This window comes from Amycolatopsis sp. NPDC004079 (genome assembly GCF_040610415.1).
GTDB lineage: Bacteria > Actinomycetota > Actinomycetes > Mycobacteriales > Pseudonocardiaceae > Amycolatopsis > Amycolatopsis halotolerans.
Genome location: NZ_JBEXMH010000022.1, coordinates 33104 through 49271 on the forward strand (window position 1 = coordinate 33104; position 16168 = coordinate 49271).

General features: G+C 68.1%; 21 protein-coding genes. 4 read left to right on the forward strand and 17 right to left on the reverse strand.

Annotation, left to right across the window (positions count from 1 at the left end; genetic code table 11):
• Window positions 1-26: 26 nt before the first annotated feature.
• Window positions 27-1217, forward strand: a complete 1191-nt coding sequence (locus tag ABZX37_RS22940; RefSeq protein ID WP_354742571.1) for a GNAT family N-acetyltransferase — start codon at window positions 27-29, stop codon at window positions 1215-1217.
• Here ABZX37_RS22940 and ABZX37_RS22945 read toward each other — a convergent pair.
• From ABZX37_RS22945 to ABZX37_RS22955, 3 genes are read right to left on the reverse strand one after another with little or no spacing between them, the layout of a single operon-like run.
• A complete protein-coding gene (locus ABZX37_RS22945; protein ID WP_354742573.1) occupies window positions 1214-1768 on the reverse strand; it encodes a TetR/AcrR family transcriptional regulator in 555 nt (184 codons plus the stop codon). The genes ABZX37_RS22940 and ABZX37_RS22945 overlap by 4 nt on opposite strands.
• Window positions 1765-3081, reverse strand: a complete 1317-nt coding sequence (locus ABZX37_RS22950) for an amidase (protein WP_354742575.1) — start codon at window positions 3079-3081, stop codon at window positions 1765-1767. Before ABZX37_RS22950 ends, ABZX37_RS22945 begins: the two co-directional genes overlap by 4 nt.
• On the reverse strand, window positions 3068-3268 hold the full coding sequence (locus ABZX37_RS22955) for a hypothetical protein (RefSeq protein WP_354742577.1): 201 nt from the start codon (window positions 3266-3268) through the stop codon (window positions 3068-3070). The genes ABZX37_RS22950 and ABZX37_RS22955 overlap by 14 nt, the downstream gene beginning before the upstream one ends.
• Before the next feature lie 87 nt (window positions 3269-3355).
• Here ABZX37_RS22955 and ABZX37_RS22960 point away from each other — a divergent pair, with 87 nt between their 5' ends.
• A complete protein-coding gene (locus ABZX37_RS22960) occupies window positions 3356-4219 on the forward strand; it encodes an MBL fold metallo-hydrolase (protein WP_354742579.1) in 864 nt (287 codons plus the stop codon).
• Between the two features lie 48 nt (window positions 4220-4267).
• Here the strand turns inward: ABZX37_RS22960 and ABZX37_RS22965 are convergent, their stop codons facing one another.
• Genes ABZX37_RS22965 through ABZX37_RS23030 form a run of 14 tightly spaced genes read right to left on the reverse strand, consistent with a single transcriptional unit; the run spans window position 4268 to window position 14301 of the window.
• Complete coding sequence (locus tag ABZX37_RS22965; RefSeq protein ID WP_354742581.1) at window positions 4268-4657, reverse strand: SRPBCC family protein; 390 nt, start codon at window positions 4655-4657, stop codon at window positions 4268-4270.
• Entirely contained in the window at window positions 4657-4842 is a 186-nt protein-coding gene (locus tag ABZX37_RS22970; RefSeq protein WP_354742583.1) for a tautomerase family protein, read from the reverse strand. Before ABZX37_RS22970 ends, ABZX37_RS22965 begins: the two co-directional genes overlap by 1 nt.
• Before the next feature lie 12 nt (window positions 4843-4854).
• Complete coding sequence (locus tag ABZX37_RS22975; RefSeq protein ID WP_354742584.1) at window positions 4855-5820, reverse strand: biotin-dependent carboxyltransferase family protein; 966 nt, start codon at window positions 5818-5820, stop codon at window positions 4855-4857.
• Window positions 5810-6700 carry an allophanate hydrolase subunit 1 gene (locus ABZX37_RS22980; RefSeq protein WP_354742586.1) on the reverse strand — a complete coding sequence of 297 codons (891 nt, stop codon included), beginning with the start codon at window positions 6698-6700 and terminating at the stop codon, window positions 5810-5812. The genes ABZX37_RS22975 and ABZX37_RS22980 overlap by 11 nt, the downstream gene beginning before the upstream one ends.
• On the reverse strand, window positions 6697-8055 hold the full coding sequence (locus tag ABZX37_RS22985) for an acetyl-CoA carboxylase biotin carboxylase subunit (protein ID WP_354742588.1): 1359 nt from the start codon (window positions 8053-8055) through the stop codon (window positions 6697-6699). The genes ABZX37_RS22980 and ABZX37_RS22985 overlap by 4 nt, the downstream gene beginning before the upstream one ends.
• Window positions 8052-8300 (reverse strand): acetyl-CoA carboxylase, encoded by a 249-nt coding sequence (locus ABZX37_RS22990; protein WP_354742590.1) that lies wholly within the window; start codon window positions 8298-8300, stop codon window positions 8052-8054. Before ABZX37_RS22990 ends, ABZX37_RS22985 begins: the two co-directional genes overlap by 4 nt.
• Before the next feature lie 44 nt (window positions 8301-8344).
• The gene (pxpA, locus tag ABZX37_RS22995; RefSeq protein WP_354742592.1) at window positions 8345-9067 is read right to left on the reverse strand and encodes a 5-oxoprolinase subunit PxpA; all 723 of its coding nucleotides are present in this window, start codon (window positions 9065-9067) and stop codon (window positions 8345-8347) included.
• Between the two features lie 55 nt (window positions 9068-9122).
• Window positions 9123-9458 (reverse strand): Rieske 2Fe-2S domain-containing protein, encoded by a 336-nt coding sequence (locus ABZX37_RS23000; protein WP_354742594.1) that lies wholly within the window; start codon window positions 9456-9458, stop codon window positions 9123-9125.
• A 15-nt stretch (window positions 9459-9473) separates the two neighbouring features.
• Window positions 9474-10484 carry a 2Fe-2S iron-sulfur cluster binding domain-containing protein gene (locus ABZX37_RS23005; RefSeq protein ID WP_354742596.1) on the reverse strand — a complete coding sequence of 337 codons (1011 nt, stop codon included), beginning with the start codon at window positions 10482-10484 and terminating at the stop codon, window positions 9474-9476.
• Window positions 10485-10491: 7 nt separating this feature from the next.
• Entirely contained in the window at window positions 10492-11478 is a 987-nt protein-coding gene (locus tag ABZX37_RS23010) for a toluene monooxygenase (protein WP_354742598.1), read from the reverse strand.
• Window positions 11475-11798 (reverse strand): MmoB/DmpM family protein, encoded by a 324-nt coding sequence (locus ABZX37_RS23015; protein ID WP_116202779.1) that lies wholly within the window; start codon window positions 11796-11798, stop codon window positions 11475-11477. The genes ABZX37_RS23010 and ABZX37_RS23015 overlap by 4 nt, the downstream gene beginning before the upstream one ends.
• Before the next feature lie 10 nt (window positions 11799-11808).
• Entirely contained in the window at window positions 11809-12063 is a 255-nt protein-coding gene (locus ABZX37_RS23020; RefSeq protein ID WP_344278492.1) for a toluene-4-monooxygenase system B family protein, read from the reverse strand.
• A gap of 11 nt (window positions 12064-12074) precedes the next feature.
• Entirely contained in the window at window positions 12075-13571 is a 1497-nt protein-coding gene (locus tag ABZX37_RS23025) for a YHS domain-containing protein (RefSeq protein ID WP_354742601.1), read from the reverse strand.
• Between the two features lie 22 nt (window positions 13572-13593).
• Window positions 13594-14301 carry a hypothetical protein gene (locus ABZX37_RS23030; protein WP_354742603.1) on the reverse strand — a complete coding sequence of 236 codons (708 nt, stop codon included), beginning with the start codon at window positions 14299-14301 and terminating at the stop codon, window positions 13594-13596.
• 352 nt (window positions 14302-14653) lie between these two features.
• On the opposite strand from ABZX37_RS23030, the gene ABZX37_RS23035 reads away from it, so the two are divergent.
• Both ABZX37_RS23035 and ABZX37_RS23040 read left to right on the forward strand, forming a co-directional pair.
• Window positions 14654-15094: a helix-turn-helix domain-containing protein gene (locus ABZX37_RS23035; RefSeq protein WP_354742605.1), complete on the forward strand. Its 441-nt coding sequence runs from the start codon at window positions 14654-14656 to the stop codon at window positions 15092-15094.
• Entirely contained in the window at window positions 15091-15945 is an 855-nt protein-coding gene (locus tag ABZX37_RS23040) for an IS3 family transposase (protein WP_354742607.1), read from the forward strand. The genes ABZX37_RS23035 and ABZX37_RS23040 overlap by 4 nt, the downstream gene beginning before the upstream one ends.
• The last annotated feature ends 223 nt before the right edge of the window (window positions 15946-16168 follow it).

Here is a 16168-nt window from a genome sequence, read left to right on the forward strand (position 1 = left end):
CCGTCAGCTCCCGGGGGACTTCTGCGATGGAAATTCGGCACGACAACGACTACGACCTGTACTTCAGCACCGTCCAAGCCGCGTTCGGCCGGTATTGGCCGGAGTCGGCGGGCAGCGGTGTCCTGGGCGCTTACGAGCGCGAACGGAGTCTGGTCGCCTTCGCCCCGGATGGGAAGCCGGTCGGCACCGCCGCCGCGCACTCCTTCGACCTCACCCTGCCTGGTGACGTCCTCGTCCCCGCTGCTGGCGTGACCGCGGTCGGCGTGCTGCCGACGCACCGGCGGCAAGGCGTGCTCCGCGCGATGATGCAGGAACAGCTCGCCGACGTCCGTGCCCGCGGCGAGTTTCTGTCCGTCCTGCTCTGCAGCGAAGCGGTGATCTACCGGCGGTTCGGCTACGGACCGGCGACGTACACGGAGCAGATGACCGTCGAGCGGCACCGGACCGATTTCGCCGCTCCGCGCGGGGCCGGCGTCGAAACCGGCTCCATCGAACTGCTGCGGCGCGTCGACTGCGGAGAGCTTCTGGAGGAGATCTACGACCGGTACCGCCGGACGCAGCCTGGTGCGCTGTCACGGCCGCACCGCTGGTGGGCTCTGGGCGCGGGCCACCCGCCGACCGGACCGGAGCCGCGCTACCTCGCCGTGCACCGGGACACCGGCGGTGTCGCGAACGGGTACGCGAGCTACCTGGTCACGGCCAGCACTCTGACGGTCGACGAGGTCATCGCGGTCGACGACGCGGGGTTCACCGCGCTCACGCAGTTCCTGCTCGGGCACGACCTGGTCAAGAAGATCGAGTTCAAGCACCTCCCGCCGGGGAACCCGCTGCGCTGGCAGCTGGCGGACCTGCGCGCGGCCGAGCCGAGGGGGACGGACTGGCTGTGGGTGCGGATCCTGGACGTCCCGCGCGCGCTGACCGCGCGTGGCTGGTTCACGGACGGTTCGCTGGTCCTCGACGTGACCGACCCGTTCCTCGACCAGGACGGCCGGTATCTGCTGACGGTGCGGGACGGGAAGGCCGAGTGCACGCGGACGGATCTCGCGCCTGACCTGTCCCTGGATGTGAGCGATCTGGGTTCGGTCTACCTCGGCGGGACCCTGCCGAGCGTGCTGGTCCGGGCTGGGCATGTCCGGGCGCATCACGAAGAGGCGGCCGGACGGGCGGATCTGCTGTTCCGATCCGATCGTGCGCCGCACTGCGTGCACTGGTTCTAAGCCAGCACCTCAGCGGCCAACCGGCGGGCGTAGGCGGCGTCGAGACCGTCCGGACGGAACAGGATCCGGTACATGATCGGCGCCACCACCCGGTCCATCACCGCTTCCGCCGAAGGGGCCGCCTCGCCGCGGGCCACCGCCCTGGCCAGGACTACTTCGACCTGGTCAGCGGCGTAAGCCGAGCACTGTCCGGCGTTGCTCCCGTCCGGGTCGCCGAGCAGCGCGTCGCGGATGTAGGCCCGGCCGGCGGGCGACGACATCTCGTCCAGGAACAGTTCGGTCCACGCCGCCAAGTCCTCCGCCAGCGAACCGTGGTCCTCGGGCGGCGCTTCCGGGCGCAGCCGCTCGACCGCGACGTCCGACAGGAGTTCCTGCAGGTCTCCCCACCGCCGGTAGACCGTCGACGGCGTGACGCCCGCGCGCGCCGCGACCTGGGGCACGGTCAGCGCGTCCCGGCCCGTTTCGGCAATCAGGTCGCGGACGGCGGCGTGCACCGATTCCTGGACTCGCGCACTGCGCCCGCCCGGACGCACCATCCGCTTTTGGCTCACCTTGTCACTGTAAGCCGCGTGCGTTCCAGGGCGTGGCCGGTCCGCAGCAGCACCGGTTCGCCGTGCGGTCGGGCGATCAACTGCAGGCCGATTGGCATCCCGTCCGGGTCGTCGCCGATCGGGAGGGTCAACGCTGGTGCGCCGGTGATGTTCGCGGGGGCCGACAATCGCACGTACGCGTCCGAGACCGCTTCCACGGTGCCGTCAGACCAGGTGATCGTCTCCTGTCCGGCTGGGACGGCGGTCATCGGGACGGTCGGTGCGGCGAGGACGTCGATCTTTTCGAACAGCCGCGTCCATTCTTCGCGCATGAGGGTGCGGGCGCGTTGGGCGCGCAGGTAGTCCCCCGCGCTCATCAGCTCGCCGGCTTCGAGCAGGACACGAACGTCGGCGGCGTACTGGTCGGGCACGGCTCGCAGGCTTCGTTCGTGATACGCCGTGGCTTCGGGGACCATCAAGCCCCAGTGCGTTGCCTGGAGGTAGCGGGTCATCGGGATTTCGACGTCGACCAGTTCGGCCCCGAGTTCGGCGAGGTGGTCGATGGCCTCGCGGACCGCGGCTTCCACCACCGGGTCGATGCGGTCGAAGTAGTAGTTGCCGGGGATTCCGACGCGTAGTCCGGTCAGGTCCTCGCGGGTCGGGATTGATTGTCCGATGAGGACGGACAGCACCAGCGCGGCGTCCTCGACGGTGCGAGTGATCGGGCCGACGTGGTCCAGCGACCAGGACAGCGACGTCACGCCGTTTCGCGGGATGAGGCCGTACGTCGGTTTGAGGCCGACGACTCCGTTCAGCGCGGCGGGGACGCGGATCGAGCCGCCGGTGTCGGTGCCCAGCGCGAACGTCGCGGCACCGGCGGCGACGGCTACCGCTGAGCCGCCGCTGGATCCCCCGGCCACGCGGGACGGGTTGCGGGCGTTGTGCGTCTGCGGAGTCGTGAGGCCGTAAGCGAATTCGTGCGTGTGGGTTTTGCCGAGGAGGACCGCTCCGGCGGCCTTGAGCCGGGCGGCGACGGTGCTGTCTTTCTCGGCGCGATGTCCGGCGCGGACCTGGGAACTGGCGGTGGTCGCGGTTCCGGCGACGTCGATCAGGTCCTTCAGGCCCATGGGGATGCCGTGCAGCGGGCTGCGGATCTGGCCGAGTGCCGTGGCTTCGGCACGGGCCCGCTCTGCGTCCACTGAGACATACGCGTGCAGCCGGGGTTCCACCTCGTCGATGCGGGTCAGTACGTCCTCGACCAGCTCTGTTGGCGACACCCGCCGGTCACGGATCGCGGCGGAGGCTTCGGCGAGGGTGAGGTCAGCCAGCGACACGGACGTCCTCCTCCGCGCGGTAGGTGGAAGCCGGTGCGGTGTCGCCGAAATCCAGGTCGCGCAGGACGGACACCACGGAGTGGATGTGGTTCGCGACGGCGGCCACGGTGGTATGCCTGGCGGCCTTCAGGGGCAATCCGGCTCGGGCAGCGAGATGCGCGGCCTCGTCGGGGGTCAGGTCGGACACAGGGACTCCTAAAAGCTAAATGTTTGCTTTAAGCGACGGTAGCGGCTACCGTCGCTTAAAGCAAACCTGTTGCGTTAAGGAGGGCTCATGTCTTGGACCATCGGCGAGGTCACGGTCCATCGGGTCGACGAGATCGCATTCCCCGCCGCGACCGGGCCGTGGCTGCTTCCCGGCGCGACGGCCGAGGTCGTCTCCGGCGAAGACTGGTTGCATCCGGATTTCGCCGACGGCGGCGCGATTCGCTTGCACAGCCACAGTTTCGCGTTCGAGAAGGACGGGATGAAGATCCTCGTGGACACCGGCGTCGGCAACGGGAAAACCCGCGCCAACCCGGCGTGGAACGACCTCGACACCGGGTACCTGGACGCGCTGACCGCCGCCGGGTTCGCGCCGGACGAGGTCGATCTGGTGCTGCTCACCCACCTGCACACCGACCACGTCGGCTGGAACACCCGAGAGGAGGACGGCGAGTGGGTGCCGACGTTCGCCTCCGCCCGGCACGTCACCTCCCGCGCCGAACGGGAGTTCTGGGCGGCCTACGAGATGGACGCGCCGCGGCGGCAGATGTTCGAGGATTCCGTGCTGCCAGTGGAGCGTGCGGGACTGCTGGACCTGGTCGACGTCCCCGCCGACGGGATGGAAATCGTGGCCGGCGTGCGGTTGCTGCCGACGCCCGGCCACACCCCCGGGCACGTCTCGATCGAGCTGACCAGCTCCGGCGAAACCGCACTGATCACCGGGGACGCGGTGCACCATCCAGTGCAGTTCGCGCATCCGGAGATCGGTGCTTCGGTGGACATCGACCCGGCGGAATCCGAGAAGACCCGCCGTCGCCTCCTGGCCGAGCTAGCCGATTCGGGCGCTCTCGTGCTGGGCACGCATTTCGCCCCGCCCACCGGCGGCAGCCTGGTCCCCCACGGCTCCGGCTACCGGCTCGCGGAACGTCCGTGAAGGACTCCTTGACGGAATCTGATTCCTTCGAGGAGTCCTTCACGGACCTCAGGACAGATGGGTGGGCAGGCCCGCGACGGCCTCGCTGATCGCGGCGTCGAAGGCGTCGGCGAGCGAGTCCGGCGCGATTTCGGTGCTGTATACGACGATCGACCGGCCGGGATCGATCTCCAGCACGTCTACGGTGCCGAGGTGCGCGGTGACGGGGAGATCGCCGCCGGTCACCCGGTATTGCAGCCGCCGTCGGACCGGGTCATGCGTGACGACGGCTTCTTCCAGGACCGAGCCGTCCCCTAGGACCACGGTGCGGTGCTGGGTATCGCCGGTGGAGGACTTCATCGACGGGAACCAGTCGGCGACGGACGCGACGTCGCCGATCACCTGCCACACCGCGTCGGCGGGGGCGTCGAGCAGGACGTGGGAGCGAAGGGCGGCCATCAGCTGTCCGAGAAGAGCTTGCCCGCCCGCGCCCAGTTCGCGGTGTCGACGTCGGTGAACACGATGCCGACCGATTCCGGGGCGCAGTTTCCGACGCGGCAGATCTCGCGGGTCAGCACCTCGGCCAGCTCGCGTTTCTGCTCGGTGGTGCGACCGGGGAACCAGTCGATCTGAACGTGGGGCATGAGAACTCCTTGTCAGCTCAGGGAATCAGCGGCCTGCTGAGTACGGGTGCGGTAATCGCGGCGAATGGCGAGCGCTTCGTCCAGATCGACCGCCACGAAACGGGTCTTGGTATTCGGCGCGGACTGCGCCACCAGGTCCAAGTCTCCGCTGAGGACAGTGCCGACCATCATGTACCCGCCGCCGGACACCGCGTCCCGGTGCAGGATGATCGGTTCGACACCGCCGGGGACCTGGATCGAGCCGATCGGATAAGGCGCGTCCACGATGTTCGACGGGTCCTGTCCGGCGCCGAACGGCGGCGTGCGCGGTTTCGTTTCCAATTGCGCGCCCTGGTAACGGAATCCGACGCGGTCCGCGACCGGGGTGAGCGTCCAGTTGGTGTCCAGGAATGTCGCGCGGCCCGCGTCGGTGAGCACGTGGTCGTAGAGTCCCATCACCACGCGGACTTCGATTTCCTTCGACAAAGCCGGGCGCAAGGGTTCCGGCAGTGAACGACCGGGGACACCAGCGCCGGTGCCGACGGGGATGACGTCCCCGGCGACCAGCGGCGCACCGCTGATCCCGCCGAGTTTGCCCAGCCCATAAGTGGATCGGCTGCCCAGCACCAAAGGGACGTCAATGCCGCCGCTTACCGCGATGTACGCGCGAGCGCCGCGTTTGCAGAACCCGAACGTGAGCACGTCGCCCGCTTTCACCGCGAACGCTTCCCACAACGGCCGTTCCTCGCCGTTGAGTTTCGGCGGAAGTTCGGCGCCGGTGATCGCGATGACCGTTTCCTCGGTGAAATGCAGCTCCGGTCCCATGTAGACACACTCGAGCGCGGCCTCGCCGGGATCGTTGCCCACCAGGCGGTTCGCGACCGAGTACGAGTACTGGTCGAGCGCGCCCGACGGCGGGATGCCGACGTCGTAGTAGCCGTTGCGGCCGGAGTCCTGGATCGTCGTGGCCAGTCCGGGCTGGCGGACCTCAATCGGCATCGAGCACCTCCATCAGTCCCGCGGTGAAGCCGTCCGGGTCGTCGAGGTACTCGCGCAGCCCGAAGTCGACCGGGCGCGAACGGATCCGGAACGTCCCGGCCTCGACCTCCTTGACGTAGTCGTCGTACTGGTCACGGTCGATCGGCTTGAACCGGACGATGTCGCCGGGCCGGAAGAACACCATGAAATCGCCGAAGTCCGGAAGTTCCTGCGCGGGATCGTAAATCGGCGCGGGCGTGATGCCGAACATCTGGTATCCGCCCGCCCCGCGGACCGAGTAGATACAGCTGAAGCAGCCGCCGTAGCCGACTGTCTGCTTAGGAGTGTCCGTACGCGGTCGCAGGTATTTCGGCACGACGATCTGCCGTTCCCGAGGCACCATCTGGTACATGAACGGCAGCCCGGCGACGAACCCGACCATCGAGACGAACCACGGCGCGCCGCTGTGTGCCGCGATGAATTCCTCCGCGCCGGCGTATCCGTTGATCCGCGCGGCGTACTCGATGTCCGTCGCGTCCGGGTCCTGGTGGCGGTCGCGGAATCGCATCAGCGTCTCGGTAGTCCACGGATCCTGGTACAGCACCGGAATTTCGACCACGCGAGTGGCGAGACTGAAGTCCGCCGCGTCGCCGACCTTCTCCTCGATGTCGCGCAAATGCGCCATCAGCGTGCGTGGTTCGATGACATCCGGGTTGTACCGGACCTGATAGGACGCGTTCGCCGGGCAGATCTCCACGACGCCGTCCAGCCGGTTCTCGCGCAGCGACGTGGTGATCGCCATCGCGCGGAAGTTGGCCTGCAGGCTCATTTCCTCGGCCAGCTCGACGAAAATGTGCTCGTCCCCGCCCCAGCTGTACCGGGCGGGCGTCGCGCCGCTCATGCGCCCGCCTCCGCTCGCCGGACGAGCCACTCTTCGAGCGTCCCGGTGGTGAACGCGCCGTCGGCGAACCATTGCTGCCCGAGGAGTTCGATGAGCAGCGTCGTGGTGGTGGGAACGCCTTCGACGACCAATTCGGACAGTGCCCGCTTCGCCCGCCGCAACGCGGTCGGCCGGTCTTCGCCCCACACGACCACCTTGGCCACCAAGGAGTCATAAAACGGCGGGACCTGGCTGCCCGGTGCGAGCCAGGTGTCGGTACGCACCCACGGGCCGCCCGGAAGCCGCACGTCGCCGATCTTCCCAGGACCAGGAAGGAAATTGCGGTCCGGATCCTCAGCGCAGACGCGGAATTCGATGGCGTGGCCACGCTTGGTCACGTCGGATTGCTTGAACCGCAACGGTTCCCCGGCCGCGATCCGCAATTGCTCGGCGACCAGGTCGATCCCGGTGATCAGCTCGGTGACCGGGTGCTCGACCTGGATCCGGGTGTTCATCTCGATGAAGAAGAATTCGCCGGTGTCGTCGTCCACGAGGAACTCGCACGTGCCCGCGCTGCGGTAGCCGACCTCCTTGCACAACCGCACCGCCGCGGACGTCATCTCGGTCCGGATCCGCTCGTCGATCCCCGGCGACGGAGCTTCCTCGACCACCTTCTGCCGCCGCCGCTGCAACGAACACTCGCGCTCGAACACGTGCACCGTCTCGGAACCGTCGCCGAGCACCTGCACCTCGACGTGCCGCGCGGCCCGCACGAACCGCTCCAGGTACATCTGCCCGTCACCGAAAGCGCTCGCCGCCTCGCCGGAAGCCTGCGGGAACGCGACTTTCAACTCGGCTTCGTTCGCGACCACCCGGATCCCGCGCCCGCCGCCGCCAGCCGCGGCCTTGAGCATGATCGGATACCCGATCTCGCCCGCCGCCGCGACGGCTTCGGCCACATCGGACACTCCGCCGGGCGTCCCCGGCACCGTCGGCACCCCGGCCGCCTGCGCCACCTGCCGCGCGCGGACCTTGTCCCCCATCTGCTCGATGACCGAGGCCTCCGGGCCGACGAACGTCAGCCCCGCGTCGGCCACCGCCGCGGCGAACGACGCGCGCTCGGACAGGAATCCGTAGCCCGGATGCACCGCGTCCGCGCCGGTTTCCTTTGCCGCGGCGAGGATCGCGTCCGCGACCAGATAGCTCTTCGTCGCCGGGGCCGGGCCGATCGGGACGACCTGGTCGGCGAGCAGCGCGTGCGTCGCGCTCCGGTCCGCCTCGCTGACGACCGCGACCGTCTCGATCCCGAGGTCGTTGGCCGCGCGGATGATCCGGACCGCGATCTCGCCGCGATTGGCGATCAGCACCCGTTTCATGCGTCCACCTCGAGCACCACGAGCGGCTGGCCCGCGTCGACGACCGCCTCGGCGTCGGCGGAGAACTCCACGACGGTCCCCGCCGCGCCCGCGGGCACCGGGTAGAAGGACTTCATCACCTCGACCAGCCCGACCGTGTCGTCCGCGCCGACCTGCTGGCCGGGCTTCACGAAATCCGGGCTGTCCGGATCGGGCCTGCGGTAAAAGACCCCGGGGATGGGCGAAACCACTTCGAGACGGGACATCAGCGTCACCTCGCGCTCGGTTCGGCAGGAACAGTCAGTTGAAATCAGGTCAGGTACGGCGTCAAGGCGTCGTGCACGCTTTTCGCCAGATCCACCGCGCCAGGAGTGTCGGAGTGCACGCAGATGCAGTCCGCGCGCATCGGGATGTCCTGACCGTCCACAGAGGTCGCGAGCCCCTCGGTCACCGCGCGCACGGACCGTTCGGCGGCGATCGCCGGGTCGTAGGCGACGTGCTCGCGGGTGATGATGAGCGAACCGTCGGCCCGGTAGTCGAGGTCGGTGTAGTACTCGGCGATGAAGCCCTGGCCGCGCTTGCCCCACACCTTTTCGTGCATGGTGTTGGCCATGCCCATCAACGGCACGTCGAACACGTCGGCCGCCTCGGCGATCGCCCGCGCGACCGTCTCGTCCCGCGACGCCAACCCGTACAGCGCGCCGTGCGGTTTGATGTGGTTGAGCGGCATGCCGTGCTCGGCCAGGAAACCGGTCAGCGCGCCCACCTGGTACACCACCGCGGCGGTGAGTTCCTCGGGCTCCATCTTCAGCTCCCGCCTGCCGAACCCGTCGCGGTCCGGGAACGACGGGTGGGCGCCCACCTTCACCGAATGCTCGTGCGCCAGCGCGACTGTCCGCCGCATGACGACCGGGTCGGCGGCGTGGAAACCGCAGGCGACGTTCGCGACCGTGATGTAGGGCATGATGCCCTCGTCGTCGCCGCAGCGGTAGATGCTGTAGGCCTCGCCCATGTCGCAGTTGATGGCAACCATGAGTGCTTTTCCTTGTCTTTCAGGCGGTCTTTCAGGAGGTCTTCCGGGAGATCCGTCAGGAATGCGCGATCTTCGGGGTGTCCCCGTCGGGGTCGATGTAGACGTCGTCGCCCTCGAGCCGCACCGGGTACCGGGCGAGTCGCGCGTGGCCGGGGTTGATGCCCTGGCAGGTCGTGAGGTCGAACGTCCACAGGTGGCTTTTGCACATGAGGGTCTTCTTGTCCAGTTCGCCCTCGACCAGTTCGACCTGCTGGTGCGGGCAGATCGCCTGGGTCGCGACGACGTCGCCGCCGTCGAGGTGGGCGATCAGCACCTCCTTGTCCCCCACCTCGAACGACTCCATGTCGCCTTCCCAGACGTCGTCGAGGCTGCACACCCGCACGTAACCCATGCGGAAGCTCCTTTCTCAGCTGAACCGGTCGAAATGGAGCCGGTCGGCGTCGAGCCCGCCGTCCAGCACCAGCGCGCGGGCGAGCGCGTCGGTCATCGCGGGCGGCCCGGCGGCGTAGTAGGTGAAGTCAGTCAGCGTCTCGCCCAGCTTCGCGACCACGGCCTCGTGCACGAATCCTTGGTGCGATCCGGAATCCGCAGTGTCCGGTTCGGACACCGCAGTGTGGACATGGAGGGCGCGCAGGCGTCGTTGCGCCATCGCCATCGCTTCCGGGATGTGCACATCGCGCGGAGCACGGCCGCCGCAGAACAAATGGACAGTGCGCTCGCCGGCGTCGGCCTGCGCGGCGGCGCCGAGCACGACGCTCGCCATCGCGCCGAGGCCGGAACCTCCTGCGACACAAACGATGTCGCGGTTGTCGCCAGCGCGATAGTACGCCTGTCCGTACGGGCCGTCCAGCTCGATCGTCTCGCCGAGATCGAGCCCGTCGAACAGGATCGACGTCGCTTTCCCGCCCGGCGACCGCTTGACGACGAATTTCCATTCCCGCTGGCAGTTGCCGAGATTGCTCATCGAGTACGCGCGTTCGATCCCGCTGGGGAACCCGAGCATCGCGTACTGGCCGGCGCTGAACGCGGCGTGCTTTTCGGCGGTGAACACGAATTCGGCCATGTCGTGGGTGAGCCGGTGCACCTCGCGCAGCTGGGCGCGCTGCCGGATCGGCCGGTGCGGCGCGGGTTCCGGCACGGAGCTCAAGTCGACCACGCAGTCGCTGGCCGGTTCGCTCTGGCACGCCAGCCGGCGGCCTTTGCGCCGGTCGCGGGCGCTGAGTCCGGGTGCGTCCGCCCAGCGCGTGCGGACGTCGCCTTCCAGCAGTTCGTACCGACAGCTTCCGCAGGCTCCGCTGTTGCACTCGTAGCTGAGACCGACCCCCGCGCGGAGGGCGGCACGCAGCAGCGTGTCGCCCTCCGCGCAAGGAAAGCGAACGCCGGTCCCCCGCAGGAGGACTTGGTGTTCGGTCGTCATGGCCGGTTCAGCCTCCGATGCCGAGCTGCCGCTGGAACGCCCGGACCGCGCCGATCGCGTTCTCCGCCGCTTCGGCGTTCTCCGCCACCTCGGCGCCGTAAGCCTCGATCGCGGCGACCGCGAGCGGCTGCCATTTCGCGACCCACTCGCGCAGCTGCGTGACGTTCGAGTCCACTTCGGACATCTGGGCGACCAGCGCTTCGGTCCAGCGCCGCGAACGCTCGCTGTCCCGCAGCGCCGATTCGGCCAGCAGCGCGTGCAGCACGTCGCCGTGCCGCCGGGCGCTGACGCCGAGCTGGCGCAGCACGATCTCGTCGTACGCGGGCTTGGCCACCACGTTGAGCGCGACGAACGCCTCAGCCCAGTCGAAGGTGGTCAGCTGCTTCTCCATCAGCTCGCGGAACCCTTGCCAGGCGGGAAGTTCCTCCCACAGTTCGCGTTCGCGCTCGCCGAACCCCGCGGTCGGATGCGCCTGGCACAGCTCCGCGGTGCGATAGGCCACATTGGACAGCCAGCGCAGCGAATCGGCGGCCTGGAACGCAGCGCAGTTGGCGATGGTGCTGGCCGGGGCCATGTGCACGAGGTACGCGCTGGCCATCTGGATGGTGTGCAGCAGGTACCGGCTCGGCGTGTACAGCTGCGCTAGCATCGCCACCCACTCCGGCGAGAGGCCACGGTCGTGGCCCTCCGCGTCGTGCTGGTCGAGCAGTCCGTCCACATAGGACTCTTGGCCGTCCTGGAGGATGTTGTACGTGCGGTACACCAGCTCGTCCGGGTCGCGGAAAGCGTTCCAGTCCGGGTGCGTGATCGGGCTCTGGTTGCGGTACTGGCGGTAGAAGTCCGCCATGAACCCGGTGTGCCCGACGTCCCAGGGCTGCTCGGGGTCGCGGGTGTGCCACAGCAGGTTGGTCGAGACGATCTCGTACTCGCTCGGCTTGCGCCGGCGGGCGGCGAGGTGCCCCCAGGTCTTGAGCGGCTTGAGCGGGGTGCTCACGAGCTGGCCTCCTTGCGGGCTGCGGTGCCCAGGTAGAAGCGGAAGACGTCGCCGCCGGTCTCGATCCGCCCGACGAACGAGGGCATGATCAGCTCCAGCTCCGACATCTTGAACGGGCGGCCGAGTTCCTCGGCGATGGTCTCGCGGCGCAGGACGCATTCGCCGCCCTCGACCTCGACCCGTACGTAGGAGCCGCGGTCGCGGATGTCGACCCGGCAGCCCGGGTTGTCGGTCACGGCGGCGTCGGCGACGGCTCGCGCCACCTCGCCGACCTGAAGGACCGGGCCGACCGGGTCGGCGATGGGTTCAGCGGTGCTCATCCGGTCCTCCTCACTCGAAATAGACTTCGACGCATTCGGTCGGTCCGAGACCGGCCGCCGCGACGGTGCTGGCACGCTCGAACGGCTGCGCGTCGCCCTGGCGGCGCACGCGAAGCGTCCGGCCGGGCTGGTCGGGCACGTGGATGCCGACCGAGTTCTCGGCCGCCGCGGCGGCGAGTTCGTCCATCGTGTGCTCGCTGTCCGCGGGGAGCAGTTTGAGCACGAAGTCGCCGTCGAAGTGCACGGCGAGCGGAATGGTGGCCATCAGCGTTCCTTTCAGCCGGCCTTGACGAGCTGCTTGCGGTAGGTGTCGACCCAGGCGAAGCCGTGCGCGTCGTCGCCGCCGGGGCCGACCGAGCCGAGGCCCATGTACTCCAGGACGCCGCCGAGGTCCGCGGGCTGGATCTCGCCGCCGAGGAACCGGTCGACGAGGTTCTTGTGGTGCCGGTAGCGTTCCGGGTCGTCCTCGAAGATCCACTTGTCCACTTCGGACGCGAAGTGGTAGCGCCGTCCTTCGTGGACCAGCGAAATGTCGCGCAGCGTCTGGGAAGGCGTGCCGACGATCGGCAGCTGCGAGACGTTGCAGATGATCGGCAGCGTGCCCGGCACCGTCTTTTCCGGACGGTCGTGGGCGAAGTTGTCGATCAGGACGTCCCACACCTTGCCGAAGGTGCCGTTCCAGCCGGGGTACTTCTCCTCCAGCCAGTCGCGCTCCTCCGGGCTGACGCCCGCCGCCGGGTCCCACCACAGCGTCGGCCGCCACGAGTAGGTGCCGAGGTGCTGGCCGTGGTGGTGCTCGGAGATGTCGCGCAGGAAAATGTCCCAGTACCACGGCTTGGAGAGGCCGAGGTCCTCCAGCGAGCGCATGAACTGGGTGACGATCCATTCTTCCATGAATTCCTTGAAGGACGCCTCGCGCACGTCCAGCGGGACGTAGTAGTCCATCGGAATTCCGGACAGAATGGTGAACAGCCGGTACGAGCGCCAGAACGCGATGTCGATCTTCTTCTGCGCCACGTCCTTCTGGCCGTTCTCGATCAGCATCTGCAGCAGCGGCGTGCCGAGCTGCGCGTGCCGGGCCTCGTCGGACTGGATGCTCTGGATGAGCTTGGAGAACGTGAAGTCGCCCGCCTTCGCGGCGTCGCCGGAAAGCCCGATGAACTGCAGGTTCGTGAAACCGGTCTCGAAGGAGAAGTTCGCGAAAATCGAGGTCGACACGGCGTCTCGGGTCATCATCACGTCGTCGAAGAAGTGCCGCGCGCCGAGGGTGACCCAGTTGTCGGTGAACATCGCCGCGTGCGACCACTCGAACTGGCGGTCCTTGTTCACGTACTCGTGCGGGAAGTACAGCTGGATCTGGCCGTGCCGGATCTCGTCCAGCATCCCGAAGGTCGCCATGTTGCGCATGCCAGGAGCCTTCGACCAGCGCACGAAGCGAGACTCCTGGAACGACGCCCCGTACTCGACGAGCGCGACGGCCGCGTAGTGCTCCTTGAGAATGGAAATCCAGCCCGGGTCGGCTTTATTGTAGAGATCCGCGCGCTCCAACGCCGCCTTGACCGAATACGCCCCGGCGTCCTTCTGCCGCTGAATGTCGACGTATTCGCGATAACTCACCTTGTAGGGTTCGTCATAGGTCGCCCACACCTCGTCGGGCAACCCCTCGCCGCCGGACAACTCCGGCGGGAACAACTCAGCTTCGCTGACGTAACGCGGAGTCCATTGAGTGTCGCGGGCGATGTCGTACCACTGTGCTCGGTCCAGCAGAGCCATTGCCGGTGCTCCTTGTTGGTTTTTAGCTGCCGTGCTCGGAACCCAGCGGCCCTTCGCCGCCGGGGTAGACGAAGGACATGGCCGGGGAGTAGAACCCGAACGTCACCTGCAAGGGGTGGGCAGGCCGCAACCGGTAGGCAGGGTGTTCTTTGTCGAGGAACTCGAAGGATTCGACCGCGAATTCCTCGGCGATGTCAGCGACGTAGGCGTACCGCCCGCTGACGAATTCGCCATCGCGCCTCGTGATGTACCGCAGCTGCCCGGTGACCCGCTGCGGCGTGCCGATCGAGAGACGCGCGGTAGTCCGGATAATCGGCCGCCCCTCAACGGAAGTGGTGGCGACCAGCCGATCCCCGTCGAGATCAAGCGTCGTCTCCCCCGGCGCACCCGCCGGAACGCCGTGCTCCCGGGCGTAACGAATCATCGGCTCGGAACTGTTGTGATAATCGGTCCACCACCGCCCGGGGACTCCCGCTTCAGTGTCCAAGCCGGACAGATTCACCCCGAGATACGTCAGCGAGTAAGCACCGAACGCGTCGTCCCCGTCGCCCGCGGACGTCTGAGCGTCCCCCTCGACCACGTACTGATTGATGTAGCACGACCGATCAGCGGCCGGCGTGAGCCCGGCCGGAACCAGCTCCGCGACGCCCTCGGGATCCTCCGGCGCCCAAACGAGGTAGAGAGTCCGAGACCCCGTCACCAGCTGCGGCGGATGCAGCGACGTGCCCATCGGGGCACCTCCAGTTCACCGTTGAACTTCCCTCCGCTCCGGCCCTTTGAAGCGGTGTCCCAAAGACTGCGCGACGCACCCCCAGGCGGGTAGTGCGCAAGTTGGACAACGACCCGGCCAGGGATGCCAAACCGGAGCACCCACGCCCATCACCGCAGGTCAGCCACCCGCACAACGATCACCCGCCACCGTCTTCTGAATCCGTCAAGCCCCGCAATGACGTGAGGGGAACCCTGAGGGGGGGGACTGAACTGCTCCCCGGGAGTTGGACTGGGAATCGAGTTCCGGCTTGCGGGGAGTGTGTTGGTTGTATTCGTGCAGTTCGTTGTCTGAGGGGCAGCGGGAGGCTGCTGTGGCGTTGTTCGAGGCCGGGCACGGCCGCAAGGCGGTCGCGGCCCGGTTGGGCGTGTCGGCGACGGCGGTGCAACGCTTGCGTGATCGTTGGACGCTGCGGAGCGCGGGGGCGCTGATGAACAAACCGGACCGGCGGTCGTTCGCGTTCGAGTTCAAGCTCGAGGTCGTGGCCCGCTATGTCGGCGGCGAGGCGACCGCGCTCGAGCTGGCCCGCGAGCACGACCTGTCCTCGCCCAAGCTGGTCGAGTCGTGGGCGCGGGCGTACCGGCGCGACGGCGAGGACGCGTTGCGGCCCAAGCGGAAAGGCCGACCGGCCAAGCCTGTCGACCCGGGCGGGCCGGGCGAGCTGGAGCGGTTGCGGGCGGAGAACCAGCTGTTGTCGGCGAAGGTCGCCTACCTGGAAAAATTGCGGGCCTTGAGGGATCAGGGGCGAGGGTGAAAACCCAGGCCGTCGCCGCCCTCAAGGCCGACCACCCGCTGCCGGCGCTGCTGGCGGCCGCGGGCCTGGCCCGGTCCACGTTCTTCTACCACCAGGCCCGCCTGGACCGGCCCGACCCGCACGCCGAGCTCAAGACCGCGATCGCCGAGGCCTTCGCGGCCGCCCGCGGCCGCTACGGGCACCGGCGCATCCACGCGGTCCTGGCCCGCGACGGCTGGCACGTCGCCAAGAAGACCGTGCTCAAGGTCATGAACGCCCTCGGCCTGGCCTGCAAGATCCGGCGGCCCCGCCGGCACCGGTCCTGGCTCGGGCAGCCCGGCACGACCGCGCCGAACCTGCTCGACCGCCGGTTCACCGCCGACGCCCCGGACACCAAATGGGTCACCGACGTCACCGAGTTCCGCATCGGCGACCGCAAGCTCTACCTCTCGCCGATCGTCGACCTGTTCGACCGGTCCGTCGTCGCCTACTCCTGCGGGCCGTCCCCGTCGCTGGAGCTGACCCATTCCTCGCTGCGCGCCGCGATCGCGACCCTGCCCGCCGGAGCCAGCCCGTTGGTGCACTCCGACCAGGGCTTCCAGTACCGGCACCACTCCTGGCGCACCCTGCTCGCCGACGCCGGCCTGACCCAGTCCATGTCACGCCGCGCCACCTGCCTCGACAACTCGATCGCCGAGAACTTCTTCGGCCACCTCAAAGAAGAACTGTTCCACCACAACAGATTCGACACCATCGAGGAATTCACCGCCGCACTGCACGACTACATCCACTGGTACAACACCACCCGCATCTCCACCACCCTCAAGGGCCTGAGCCCGGCCGAATACCGAGCCCAGGCCCTCACGGCCTAACCTTTACTCAGCCAGTCCAACTTTCAGGGGCCAGTTCACACCTCCCCCGCCCCCGATACGAAGCCAAAAACGCGGCGCGGGGGTGCTTGTCAAGGCATCTTTCCCGCCTTGACAAGCACCCCCAGACCGTCAGCACAATCAAGCTTCGGGGTGCCCCACGCAACCACGGTTTCGCAAGGGGCCCCTCACGCACAACCAGGCCGCAAACGCAGCGAGCCCGGGA